The 11550-nt window shown below is 72.1% G+C and carries 10 protein-coding genes; 8 read left to right on the plus strand and 2 right to left on the minus strand.

Annotation, left to right across the window (positions count from 1 at the left end; all coding sequences use genetic code 11):
• The first annotated feature begins 101 nt into the window (after positions 1-101).
• The 5 genes from nadC (at position 102) to OOK41_RS05035 (ending at position 7090) form a co-directional block, all read left to right on the plus strand.
• A complete protein-coding gene (gene nadC / locus OOK41_RS05015) occupies positions 102-1007 on the plus strand; it encodes a carboxylating nicotinate-nucleotide diphosphorylase (protein ID WP_117664803.1) in 906 nt (301 codons plus the stop codon).
• An 80-nt stretch (positions 1008-1087) separates the two neighbouring features.
• On the plus strand, positions 1088-1846 hold the full coding sequence (locus tag OOK41_RS05020; RefSeq protein ID WP_117664804.1) for a type III pantothenate kinase: 759 nt from the start codon (positions 1088-1090) through the stop codon (positions 1844-1846).
• Between the two features lie 207 nt (positions 1847-2053).
• Positions 2054-3562, plus strand: coding sequence for a lysine--tRNA ligase (gene lysS, locus OOK41_RS05025; RefSeq protein WP_266263126.1), 1509 nt, complete (start codon positions 2054-2056; stop codon positions 3560-3562).
• A gap of 115 nt (positions 3563-3677) precedes the next feature.
• Complete coding sequence (locus OOK41_RS05030; protein ID WP_165878006.1) at positions 3678-4022, plus strand: Lsr2 family protein; 345 nt, start codon at positions 3678-3680, stop codon at positions 4020-4022.
• A gap of 536 nt (positions 4023-4558) precedes the next feature.
• Positions 4559-7090, plus strand: a complete 2532-nt coding sequence (locus tag OOK41_RS05035) for an ATP-dependent Clp protease ATP-binding subunit (protein WP_266263127.1) — start codon at positions 4559-4561, stop codon at positions 7088-7090.
• Between the two features lie 147 nt (positions 7091-7237).
• On the opposite strand, the gene OOK41_RS05040 is transcribed toward OOK41_RS05035, so the two are convergent.
• On the minus strand, positions 7238-8149 hold the full coding sequence (locus tag OOK41_RS05040) for an A/G-specific adenine glycosylase (RefSeq protein WP_266263128.1): 912 nt from the start codon (positions 8147-8149) through the stop codon (positions 7238-7240).
• Positions 8150-8245: 96 nt separating this feature from the next.
• Between OOK41_RS05040 and OOK41_RS05045 the strand changes: the two genes are divergently transcribed.
• The 3 genes from OOK41_RS05045 (at position 8246) to OOK41_RS05055 (ending at position 10211) form a co-directional block, all read left to right on the plus strand.
• Entirely contained in the window at positions 8246-8758 is a 513-nt protein-coding gene (locus tag OOK41_RS05045) for a glycine cleavage system protein R (protein ID WP_117664808.1), read from the plus strand.
• On the plus strand, positions 8755-9315 hold the full coding sequence (locus tag OOK41_RS05050; protein ID WP_117664809.1) for a peptide deformylase: 561 nt from the start codon (positions 8755-8757) through the stop codon (positions 9313-9315). The genes OOK41_RS05045 and OOK41_RS05050 overlap by 4 nt, the downstream gene beginning before the upstream one ends.
• Before the next feature lie 155 nt (positions 9316-9470).
• Positions 9471-10211 (plus strand): hypothetical protein, encoded by a 741-nt coding sequence (locus OOK41_RS05055; protein WP_266263129.1) that lies wholly within the window; start codon positions 9471-9473, stop codon positions 10209-10211.
• Between the two features lie 63 nt (positions 10212-10274).
• Here the strand turns inward: OOK41_RS05055 and disA are convergent, their stop codons facing one another.
• A complete protein-coding gene (gene disA, locus OOK41_RS05060; protein ID WP_117664938.1) occupies positions 10275-11459 on the minus strand; it encodes a DNA integrity scanning diadenylate cyclase DisA in 1185 nt (394 codons plus the stop codon).
• Positions 11460-11550: the final 91 nt, after the last annotated feature.

An 11550-nucleotide genomic window follows, 5' to 3' on the forward strand; every position in this document is an offset into this window, starting at 1 on the left:
GCTGTTCTTGCGAGCCCCGCAGTCGCGAACCGAGGAGGTTCAGTGAGCGCGAGGAGTGAGCTGTTCTTGCGAGCCCCGCAGTCGCGAACCGAGGAGATTCAGTGAGGGAGACGACGGAGCAGGCGCTGCGGGCCGGCGGGCTCGATCCGGCCGAGGTGCGGCGGGTGATCGTCGCCGCGTTCACCGAGGACCTCGGCCCGGACTTCCTGGACGTCACCAGCGTCGCCACCATCCCGGCCACCCAGACGGACACCGCCGACCTGGTCGCCCGCGCCGACGGGGTGGTGGCCGGGCTGGCCGTCGCGGCGGCCGTGTTCGAGGTGGTCGGCGAGGTGACCGGGTCCGACGGGGGCGCCCGTGCCGTCGAGGTGTCGCAGGTGGCCCACGACGGCCAGCGGGTGGCCCGCGGTGACGTGCTGGCCACCGTGACCGGGCCCACCCGGCTGCTGCTCACCGCCGAGCGGACGGCGCTCAATCTGCTCTGTCGGCTGTCCGGGGTGGCCACCCACACCCGGGCCTGGGCGGACGCGCTGACCGGCAGCAAGGCGATGGTGCTGGACACCCGCAAGACCACGCCGGGCCTGCGGGCGCTGGAGAAGTACGCGGTGCGGGCCGGCGGCGGCACGAACAAGCGGATGGGCCTGTACGACGTCGCGATGATCAAGGACAACCACAAGTTCGCGGCCGGCGGTGTCGCGGCGGCCTACCGCCGGGTCCGGGCGGAGTTCCCGGACGTGCCGGTGCAGGTGGAGGTGGACACCCTCGCCGAGGCGTTGGAGGCGGTCGAGGCCGGCGCGGACTTCCTGCTGCTGGACAACATGACCCCGGAGACGCTGACCGAGGTGGTGGCCGCGGTGGGGGACCGGGCCGAGCTGGAGGCCACCGGCGGGCTGACCCTCGACGTGGCGGCGCGGTACGCGGCGACCGGGGTGGACTACCTGTCGGTGGGCGCGCTGACCCACTCCTCGCCGATCCTGGACGTCGCGCTGGACCTGCGTACGGAGTGAGCCGGGGCAGGGCCCTGCCGCCGGCGTACCGCGCGCCCGGTGGGCGACGGTCCGGACCGCCCGGCGTCTAGGCTGCGTGCGTGCTGCTCTGCATCGACATCGGAAACACCAACACCGTGCTGGCGACCTTCGACGGCGACAAGCTGGTGCACTCCTGGCGGGTCAAGACCGACGCCCGCTCGACGGCGGACGAACTCGGGCTGATGTTCCGGGGGCTGCTGGCCGGTGACGCCGTGGAGATCACCGGGGTGGCCGCCTGCTCGACGGTGCCGGCCGCGCTGCGCTCGCTGCGCAACATGCTGGCCCGGTACTACGCCGACCTGCCGAGCGTGATCGTCGAGCCGGGGGTGCGCACCGGCGTGCAACTGGCGATCGACAACCCCAAGGAGGTCGGCTCGGACCGGGTGGTGAACACGCTCGCCGCGTACACCCTCTACGGCGGGCCGTCGATCGTGGTGGACTTCGGCACCACCACCAACTTCGACGTGATCAGCGGGCGGGGGGAGTTCCTCGGCGGCGCGTTCGCCCCGGGCATCGAGATCTCCTTCGACGCGCTCGCGGCCCGCGCCGCCCAACTGCGCAAGGTGGAGGCGACCAGGCCCCGGTCGGTGATCGGCAAGAACACCGTCGAGTGCCTCCAGTCCGGCCTCTACTTCGGCTTCGCCGGCCAGGTCGACCGGATCGTCGAGCGGATGGTCGAGGAACTGGGCGAGGTGAAGGCGGTGATCGCCACCGGCGGGCTGGCGTCGGTGGTGATCGGCGAGTGCCGGACCATCACCCATCACGAGCCGATGATCACTCTGATCGGGCTGCGGATGGTCTACGAGCGCAACGTCTGACCCGGGGACGGGTGGCGCGGGGTTTCCCGTTCACGCCGGGAGGGCGCGCCGGCGACAGCGGGCGGAACCGGTCGTACGCGCCGGCGCCGAACGACAGGGCGGCAGTGGGGTCGGTCATGGCGGGCGGGTTATCCCGTAACGACCGCTGGGGCGTTTGAGTACGCTCGGGCCTGACCCCGCCGAAATCTCCTCCTGAGGAAGCGTGCCGTGACCGAGCAGAACGCCGTGCCAGTCGACCCCGCCGACGACCTTCCCGAGCAGATGAAGGTCCGCCGGGAGAAGCGGGACCGGATGCTCGCCGAGGGCGTCGAGCCGTACCCGGTCGGATACCCCCGGACCAGCACGCTGGCGGAGATCCGCGAGAAGTACGCCGACCTGCCCACCGACACCGCCACCGGCGACCGGGCGTCGGTCACCGGCCGGGTGATCTTCGTCCGGAACACCGGCAAGCTGTGCTTCGCCACCCTGCGCGACGGCGACGGCACCGAGCTCCAGGCGATGCTCTCCCTGGACCGGGTGGGCGCGCAGCGGCTGGAGGACTGGAAGCGCCTGGTCGACCTGGGCGACCACGTCGGGGTGACCGGCGAGGTGATCACCAGCCGCCGGGGCGAACTGTCGGTGCTGGTCGAGCAGTGGGCGGTCACTGCCAAGGCGCTGCGCCCGCTGCCGGTGGCGCACAAGCCGCTCAGCGAGGAGGCCCGGGTCCGCCAGCGGTACGTCGACCTGGTCGTCCGGCCCCAGGCGCGGCAGATGGTGCGGACCCGGGCCGCCACCGTGCGCAGCCTGCGTGACTCGCTGCACCGGCAGGACTTCATCGAGGTGGAGACCCCGATGCTCCAGTTGCTGCACGGCGGGGCCGCCGCCCGGCCATTCGTGACCCACAGCAATGCGTTGAGTACCGATCTGTATCTCCGAATCGCGCCGGAACTGTTTCTCAAGCGGGCCGTCGTGGGCGGCGTCGACCGGGTCTTCGAGATCAACCGCAACTTCCGTAATGAGGGTGTCGACTCTTCGCACTCGCCGGAGTTCGCGATGCTCGAGGTGTACCAGGCGTACGGCGACTACGACACCATGGCCACGCTGACCCGCAATCTGGTGCAGCAGGCGGCGATCGCGGTCGCCGGGTCGACCGTGGTGACGCACGCGGATGGCCAGGAGTTCGATCTGGGCGGCCAGTGGCGCTCGGTGACGCTGTTCGGGGTGCTTTCCGAGGCGCTCGGCGAAGAGGTCACGGTCCGCACCGAGCGGGCCCGCCTGGTCGAGTACGCCGACAAGGTCGGCCTGGCCGTCGACCCGAAGTGGGGGCCGGGGAAGCTGGCCGAGGAACTCTTCGAGGAACTGGTCGTGCCGGGGCTGCGGGCGCCGACCTTCGTCCGGGACTATCCGGAGGAGACGAGCCCGTTGACCCGGGCGCACCGCGGCGAGCCGGGACTGGCCGAGAAGTGGGACCTGTACGTCCTCGGGTTCGAGCTGGGCACGGCGTACTCGGAGCTGGTCGACCCGGTGGTGCAGCGGGAACGCCTGGTGGCCCAGGCGCAGCTCGCCGCCCGGGGCGACGACGAGGCGATGCGGCTGGACGAGGACTTTCTCCGGGCCATGGAGTACGGAATGCCGCCGGCCGGGGGTATGGGAATGGGAATCGACCGGCTGCTGATGGCGCTCACCGGCCTGGGAATTCGGGAAACCATCCTCTTCCCGTTGGTCCGGCCCGAGTAGGGGTTCCCGACCCCCTGCCGGGTTCGGATACCGCATCCTATTGACGCGACAAGCGTCGGGCGGGTTATTGTGCTGTCAGTTTGCAGGAACACCCTGCTCGAAAGGAATGTGGGACGTGGCCAAGCAGATCATTCACAAGCTGGTCGATGACCTGGACGGCGGGGACGCTGACGAGACCGTCAAGTTCGCGCTCGACGGCGTTCAGTACGAGATCGACCTCTCGAAGGCGAACGCCGAGAAATTGCGTGACGTTTTCGCGCCGTACGTCGCCGCGGGCACCAAGGTGGGCCGGGGCGGCGTGGTGGTCGGCGGACGGGCCGCTCGGGGTCGGGGCGGCGCCACCGCCGACCGGGAGCAGAACAAGGCGATCCGGCAGTGGGCCAAGGGGAAGGGCAAGGACATCTCCGACCGGGGGCGCATCCCCCAGGAGATCGTCGACGAGTTCCACGCCACGCGCTGACCGAGAACGTCGCGGGGCCACCGCCCGGGTGCCGGAGGGCGCGCCGAGGGATCTCATGGGGCGGACCCGACACGGGGGACGCGGGCGACACCGACGCCGGACCGGAGCACGTCTCCGGCCCGGCGTCGCCGTTTCCGCGTTCCGGGATCGCGGGATGACGGGCGGGAAGAACCGGGCCGGTCCGGGCGTTGTCCACAGCCGGTGGAGAATCTGTCCACAGCCTGTGGACGACCGTTCGCCGGGGTGACCGGAGCGCCCGCAGGGCCCCCGAGGGCCTGCGGAGGCCGCGGAAGCCGGTCTGACCGGCGGTCCGAATTTCGCTCTGCGCGTACAGCCGGGGGTACCGGAACAGCGCCTGAGCGCGGACGGTTGTCAGAAATGACGCTTACCGGGCTCCCGCCGAGGACACACGACCTCAGCGGAGTCGGTCCGCGGCGATAGAGTAAGGAGGCACGGACGCCCATCCCGGACGTCCGCGCACCGGCCCCGCCGAGATCTGACCATCAAGGCGCACGGCACGTGAGGAGCACGAGGGCATGTTCGAGCGGTTCACCGACCGAGCGCGACGGGTTGTCGTCCTGGCCCAAGAAGAGGCCCGGATGCTCAACCACAACTACATCGGTACGGAACACATCCTGCTGGGCCTGATCCACGAGGGTGAGGGTGTCGCGGCAAAGGCCCTGGAGAGCCTCGGCATCTCCCTGGAGGGCGTCCGCCAGCAGGTCGAGGAGATCATCGGCCAGGGCCAGCAGGCGCCGAGCGGGCACATCCCGTTCACGCCGCGGGCGAAGAAGGTGCTGGAGCTGTCGCTGCGCGAGGCGCTACAGCTCGGCCACAACTACATCGGCACCGAGCACATCCTGCTCGGCCTGATCCGCGAGGGTGAGGGCGTCGCCGCCCAGGTCCTCGTGAAGCTCGGCGCCGACCTGAACCGGGTCCGCCAGCAGGTCATCCAGCTGCTCTCCGGCTACCAGGGCAAGGAGCCGGCCGCCGCCGGGGCCGCCCCGGGCGAGGCCGCGCCGTCGACCAGCCTGGTGCTGGACCAGTTCGGCCGGAACCTGACCCAGGCCGCCCGCGAGGGCAAGCTCGACCCGGTCATCGGGCGCGAGAAGGAGATCGAGCGGGTCATGCAGGTGCTGTCCCGCCGCACCAAGAACAACCCGGTCCTGATCGGTGAGCCCGGCGTCGGCAAGACCGCCGTGGTGGAGGGCCTGTCCCAGAAGATCATCAAGGGCGAGGTGCCCGAGACGCTGAAGGACAAGCAGCTCTACACCCTCGACCTCGGTGCGCTGGTCGCCGGCTCCCGCTACCGCGGTGACTTCGAGGAGCGGCTGAAGAAGGTCCTCAAGGAGATCCGCACCCGCGGCGACATCATCCTGTTCATCGACGAGATCCACACCCTCGTCGGGGCGGGCGCGGCCGAGGGCGCGATCGACGCGGCGAGCATCCTGAAGCCGATGCTGGCCCGGGGCGAGCTGCAGACCATCGGCGCGACCACGCTGGACGAGTACCGCAAGCACCTGGAGAAGGACGCCGCCCTGGAGCGGCGCTTCCAGCCGATCCAGGTGGGTGAGCCGTCGCTGGCCCACACGATCGAGATCCTCAAGGGCCTGCGTGACCGCTACGAGGCGCACCACCGCGTGTCGATCACCGACGCCGCCCTGGTGGCCGCCGCGACCCTGGCCGACCGCTACATCTCCGACCGCTTCCTGCCGGACAAGGCGATCGACCTGATCGACGAGGCCGGTGCCCGGATGCGGATCCGCCGGATGACCGCGCCGCCAGACCTGCGGGACTTCGACGAGCGGATCGCCCAGGTCCGCCGCGACAAGGAGTCCGCGATCGACGCGCAGGACTTCGAGCGGGCCGCCCAGCTCCGCGACAAGGAGAAGCAGCTCCTCGGCCAGAAGGCGCAGCGGGAGAAGGAGTGGAAGGCCGGCGACCTGGACGTCGTCAGCGAGGTCGACGACGAGCAGATCGCCGAGGTCCTCGGCAACTGGACCGGCATCCCGGTCTACAAGCTGACCGAGGAGGAGACCTCCCGCCTGCTGCGCATGGAGGACGAGCTGCACAAGCGCGTCATCGGCCAGGAGGACGCGGTCAAGGCGGTCTCGAAGGCGATCCGGCGGACCCGGGCCGGCCTGAAGGACCCGAAGCGGCCGTCCGGCTCGTTCATCTTCGCCGGCCCCTCCGGTGTCGGTAAGACCGAGCTGTCCAAGGCGCTGGCCGAGTTCCTGTTCGGCAGCGAGGACGCCCTGATCCAGCTGGACATGTCCGAGTTCCACGACCGGTACACGGTGTCCCGGCTCGTCGGTGCCCCTCCCGGCTACGTCGGCTACGACGAGGGCGGGCAGCTCACCGAGAAGGTGCGCCGCCGGCCGTTCTCGGTGGTCCTGTTCGACGAGATCGAGAAGGCCCACCCGGACGTGTTCAACACCCTGCTCCAGATCCTGGAGGACGGGCGTCTGACGGACGGCCAGGGCCGGATCGTGGACTTCAAGAACACGGTCATCATCCTGACCACCAACCTGGGCACCCGTGACGTGGCCAAGGCGGTGTCGCTGGGCTTCCAGGCGTCGGAGGACTCCGAGTCCACCTACGACCGGATGAAGCAGAAGGTCAACGACGAGCTCAAGCAGCACTTCCGGCCCGAGTTCCTGAACCGGATCGACGACACCATCGTCTTCCACCAGCTGCGTCAGCAGGAGATCCTGTCGATCGTCGACATCATGATCGCCCGCATCGAGACCCAGCTGCGCAACAAGGACATGGGCCTGGAGCTGACCGACAACGCCAAGAAGTACCTGGCGCTCAAGGGCTTCGACCCGGTGCTCGGGGCGCGTCCGCTGCGTCGGACGATCCAGCGCGACATCGAGGACAACCTGTCCGAGCGGATCCTGTTCAACGAGCTGACCCCGGGTCAGATCGTGGTGGTGGACTGCGAGGGCGACCCGAACGACATCGACAAGTCCAAGCTCGTCTTCCGGGGCGCGGACCGGCCGGACGCCGTGCCGGACGCCGTCCCGGCGGACCTCGGCGGCACCGCCGCCGCCGGCGCGGACGAGTAGTCGACGGCGGACGGGTAGACGACAGCGCAGAAGGGCGACGGCCCCGGTCGGCGAGAGCCACCGGGGCCGTCGCCCTTCGTCGTGCCCGGCCCACCCCGACGGGTCCGGTGGGCGGCGGAGGGCCGGGTGCCGGCCGCCGGGGGTGGGTCAGCCGGCGGTGGGCAGCGCGGGGGCGGTGGGGCCGTCGCCGACCAGGCGGAACTCCGCCTCGCCGACCGGCTCCACCAGGCCGTCGGTGACCAGCCCGGCCAGCGCCCTGGCGCGCTGCACGTCGTCGGTCCAGACCTGGTCCAGCCGCTGGTGCGGCACGGGGCCGGTGGCCTCCCGCAGCACCGCCAACAGCAGCCCGCGTACCTGCCGGTCGGTGCCCGCGTACCGCTGGGGCCGACGGGTCGGGCCGGCCGGGGCCGCCTGGCCGGACGCCCGCCAGGCGCAGACGGACTGCACCGGGCACGCCGGGCAGCGCGGCGAGCGGGCGGTGCAGAGCATCGCCCCCAGCTCCATGAACGCGGCGCTGGCCAGCGCGGCGGCGGCCGGCTCCGCCGGCAGCAACTCCTCGGTGGCCACCAGGTCGGCGGGTCGGGTGGCCGGGCCGGCGTCCGGCTCCCCGGCGATCGCCCGGCAGACCACCCGGCGCACGTTGGTGTCCACCACCGGGTGCCGCTGGCCGTACGCGAAGGCGGCCACCGCGCGGGCCGTGTAGGTGCCCACTCCGGGCAGCGCCAGCAGTTGGTCCAGCCGGTCCGGCACGGCGCCACCGTGCCGCTGGACGATCGCCGCCGCACACTCGTGCAGCCGCACCGCCCGGCGGGGGTAGCCGAGCCGCCCCCACATCCGGATCGCCTCGGCGGGCGTGTCGGCGGCCAGCGCGGCGGGCGTCGGCCAGCGGGCCAGCCACGCCTGGAAGGCCGGCAGCACCCGCACCACCGGAGTCTGCTGGAGCATGACCTCGCTGACCAGGATCGCCCATGCGCCCACGCCGGGCACCCGCCACGGCAGGTCGCGGGCGTTCTGCTCGTACCACCGGCTGACCAGGGTGGCGAAGGTGGGTTCGGACATCGCGCCGCCGATCATGTCATGGGCGTCCTTCCCGCTGGTTGGGCGGGCCGGGCGGGGCGGCGCGGGGGGCGGACCCGGATCGGGCAGAATGCCCGGATGAACGAGCTCGCGATCACCGTCATCGGCCGGGACCGGCCCGGCATCGTGGCCGACGTCGCCGAGGTGCTCGCCCGGCTCGGCGCGAACCTCACCGACTCCACCATGACCCGGCTGCGGGGTCACTTCGCGATGACCCTGATCTGCGTCGGTCCGGCCGCCGCCGACGTCGAGGCCGAGCTGGCCCCGCTCGCCGCCGACGGCCAGCTCCTGGCCACCGTGCGGGAGGTCACCCCCGACGGCGTGACGCCGCCGGCCGGTGAGCCGTACGTGCTGGCGGTGCACGGCGCGGACCGGATGGGCATCGTCGCGGCGATGACCCGGGTGCTGACCGACGCGGGCGGCAACGTCACCGACCTGAGCACGCGGCTGACCGGCACCCTCTACGTGGTGGTGGCCGAGGTCGAGCTGCCGCCGGGAACCTCGGACGAGGTGGCCGGCCGGCTGGCCCGTACCGCCGCGGAACTCGGCGTCGGGGTCAGCCTCCGCCCGGCGGACTCGGACCTGCTGTGACCGCGGAGTACGTCGGCCTCGGCGGCTGGACGCCCGAAGCGCTGGCCGTGCCCGGCGAGGTGCGTCCGGTGGTCTCCGCCCCGGACCCGGTGCTCAGCCGGCCCGGCCCGGAGGTGGACCCGACGTCCGACGAGGTGATCCGCCTCGCCGCCGACCTGGTCGCCACGATGCGCGTCTCGCCCGGCTGCGTGGGCCTCGCCGCGCCCCAGGTCGGCGTGAGCGCCCAGGTGTTCGCGGTGGACATCACCGGGCACCCGAAGGCGGTGACCGTGCACGGGACCTTCGTGCTGTGCAACGCCCGGGTGGTGGAGGCGAGCCGGTGGAAGGCCGGCCGGGAGGGCTGCATGTCGGTGCCCGACCTGACGGGCGACGTCAAGCGGGCCAGCCGGCTGGTCGTCGAGGGGGTGCTTCCGGGCACCGGCGCGCCGGTGCGGCTGGTCACCGACGGGTTCGAGGCGCGGGCGTTGCAGCACGAGATCGATCACTGCGCCGGCCTGCTCTTCCTCGACCGGGTGGCCGGTGCGCACGCGATCTACCAGCGCAAGGTGTACCTGTGAGCCGGCGGAGCCCCGGCCGATGGCTCTGCCGCCCGGCGTCGCGGGCGGGCCGGGGTGGGCGGCCGTCGTGAGTGGAGGGTCGTGCCGGTGAGCGGAGGGTGGCCCGGCGCGTCGCGCCGGACGAGGGTGGGTCGCGCCGTTACGGTGGGGGCATCATGCGTCTGACGGTCGGCCCCCTGCCACCCGCCGTGTACTGGCGGCGTCGCGTTGTCGTGGTGGGAGCGGGGCTTCTCTTCCTGATTGTCCTGCTCTACTCCTGCAACAAGGCGGGCAACACCGGCACCACCCCGCAGTCGAAGTCGACCCCGACTCCGACTGCGGCCCAGGGTGCCGGCGACCCGTCCGTGGCCCCGGACCCGAGCGGCTCGGTGCTGTCCCCGCAGACCGGCGCCCCGCCCGGCGGCTCGGACGACGCCGGCTCGTCCGGCGCCCCGGCCAACCCCGGCTCCTCGGCCGGGCCGGTCGGGAACGACGTTCCGGCCGCCCCGGGCGCCGACGCCGGGACGTGCACCGACGCGGAGATCTCGGTGACGCCGGTGGCGGTGCCGTCGTCGGCGCAGCGGGGCACCGTGGTCAGCCTCCAGCTCAAGATCAAGAACAGGTCGAACCGCACCTGTAGCCGGGACGTCGGCGCGGACTTCCAGGAGTTGTACGTGAAGTCCGGCGCGGAGAAGGTCTGGTCCTCCGACACCTGCGGCAACGTCAAGGGCTCGGACGTGCAGTCGTTCACCCCGGGTTTCGAGCGGTCATACCAGGTGGACTGGAACGGCAGGGACACCAGCCGCTGCAAGGACGGGCTGGCCAACGGCCCCCTCCCGCCGGCCGGGAGCTACCAGCTCTTCGGGCGGCTGGACACCAAGCTGAGCGAGCCGGTGAAGTTCACCATCTCCGGCTGAGCCGGGCGGCCCGCCGTGCGGGGCCGGTCCGTCGGCCGGGTCGGCCGGCCCGGGCGGGGCCGGTCAGACGTAGCGCTCCAGGATGGAGGCCTCGGCGAGCCGGGACAGCCCCTCCCGGACGCCCCGGGCCCGGGCGTCACCGACGCCCTCGACCGCCTGAAGGTCCTCCACGGTGGCCCCGAGCAGCCGCTGGAGGCTGCCGAAGTGCAGCACCAGCCGGTCGACGATCGCCACCGGCAGCCGGGGGACCTTCGCCAGCAGCCGGAAGCCGCGCGGGCTGACCGCCGCGTCCAGCGCGTCGGAGGCGGCCGGGTAGCCGATCGCCTTCGCCACCGCGACCAGGTCGATCAGCTCGGTGGCGCCCAGCAGGTCCAGCTCGACCAGCGCCTCGTCCAGCGTGCGGGGCTTGCGCCCGGCGGGCAGGTAGTCCCGGATGACCAGGGTGCGGTCGGCGTCCACGCCGGCCATCAGCTCGTCGAGCTGGAGGGCGAGCAGCCGGCCGTCGGTGCCCAGCTCCACCACGTATCCGGCGATCTCGTCGGCGATCCGGCGGACCATCTCCAGCCGCTGCACCACCGCCACCGCGTCCCGGACGGTGACCAGGTCCTCGATCTCCAGGGCGGACAGGGTGCCGGATACCTCGTCGAGGCGCAGCTTGTAGCGCTCCAGCGTGGCCAGGGCCTGGTTGGCCCGGGACAGGATGGCCGCCGAGTCGTCCAGCACGTGCCGCTGGCCGTTGACGTAGAGGCTGATGATCCGCATCGACTGGCTGACCGAGATGACCGGGTAGCCGGTCTGCCGGGCCACCCGCTCGGCGGTGCGGTGCCGGGTGCCGGACTCCTCGGTCGGGATCGACGGGTCCGGCATCAGGTGCACGGCCGCCCGGACGATCCGGCTGCCGTCGCTGGACAGCACCACCGCGCCATCCATCTTGCACAGCTCGCGGACCCGGGTGGCGGAGAACTCGACATCCAGCGGGAAGCCGCCGGTGCACAGCCCCTCGACCACCTTGTCGTAGCCGAGCACGATCAGCGCGCCCGTCCGGCCGCGCAGGATCCGCTCCAGGCCGTCACGCAGCGCGGTGCCGGGCGCCATGAGCGCCAGGTTGGCCCGCAGCGGGTCGCCGCCCGCGCCGCCGACACTCCCGGTCACGCTGACGCTGATCGGACGGGCGGGCGAGCCCACGGCACCGGTGCGGGCGTGGGTTGTCGCGCCGGCGGTTCTGCTGGCATCGCGGTCGATCGGCACGCGCACAGTCTACGGACTGGCGTGCGGTGGGTGCTGTCGTGGTTACTGTGATGTGTCACGATGCCCCCCGTCGGCCACGCCGCGCGCCCTG

Source organism: Micromonospora sp. NBC_01655, from assembly GCF_026339755.1.
Lineage (GTDB): Bacteria > Actinomycetota > Actinomycetes > Mycobacteriales > Micromonosporaceae > Micromonospora.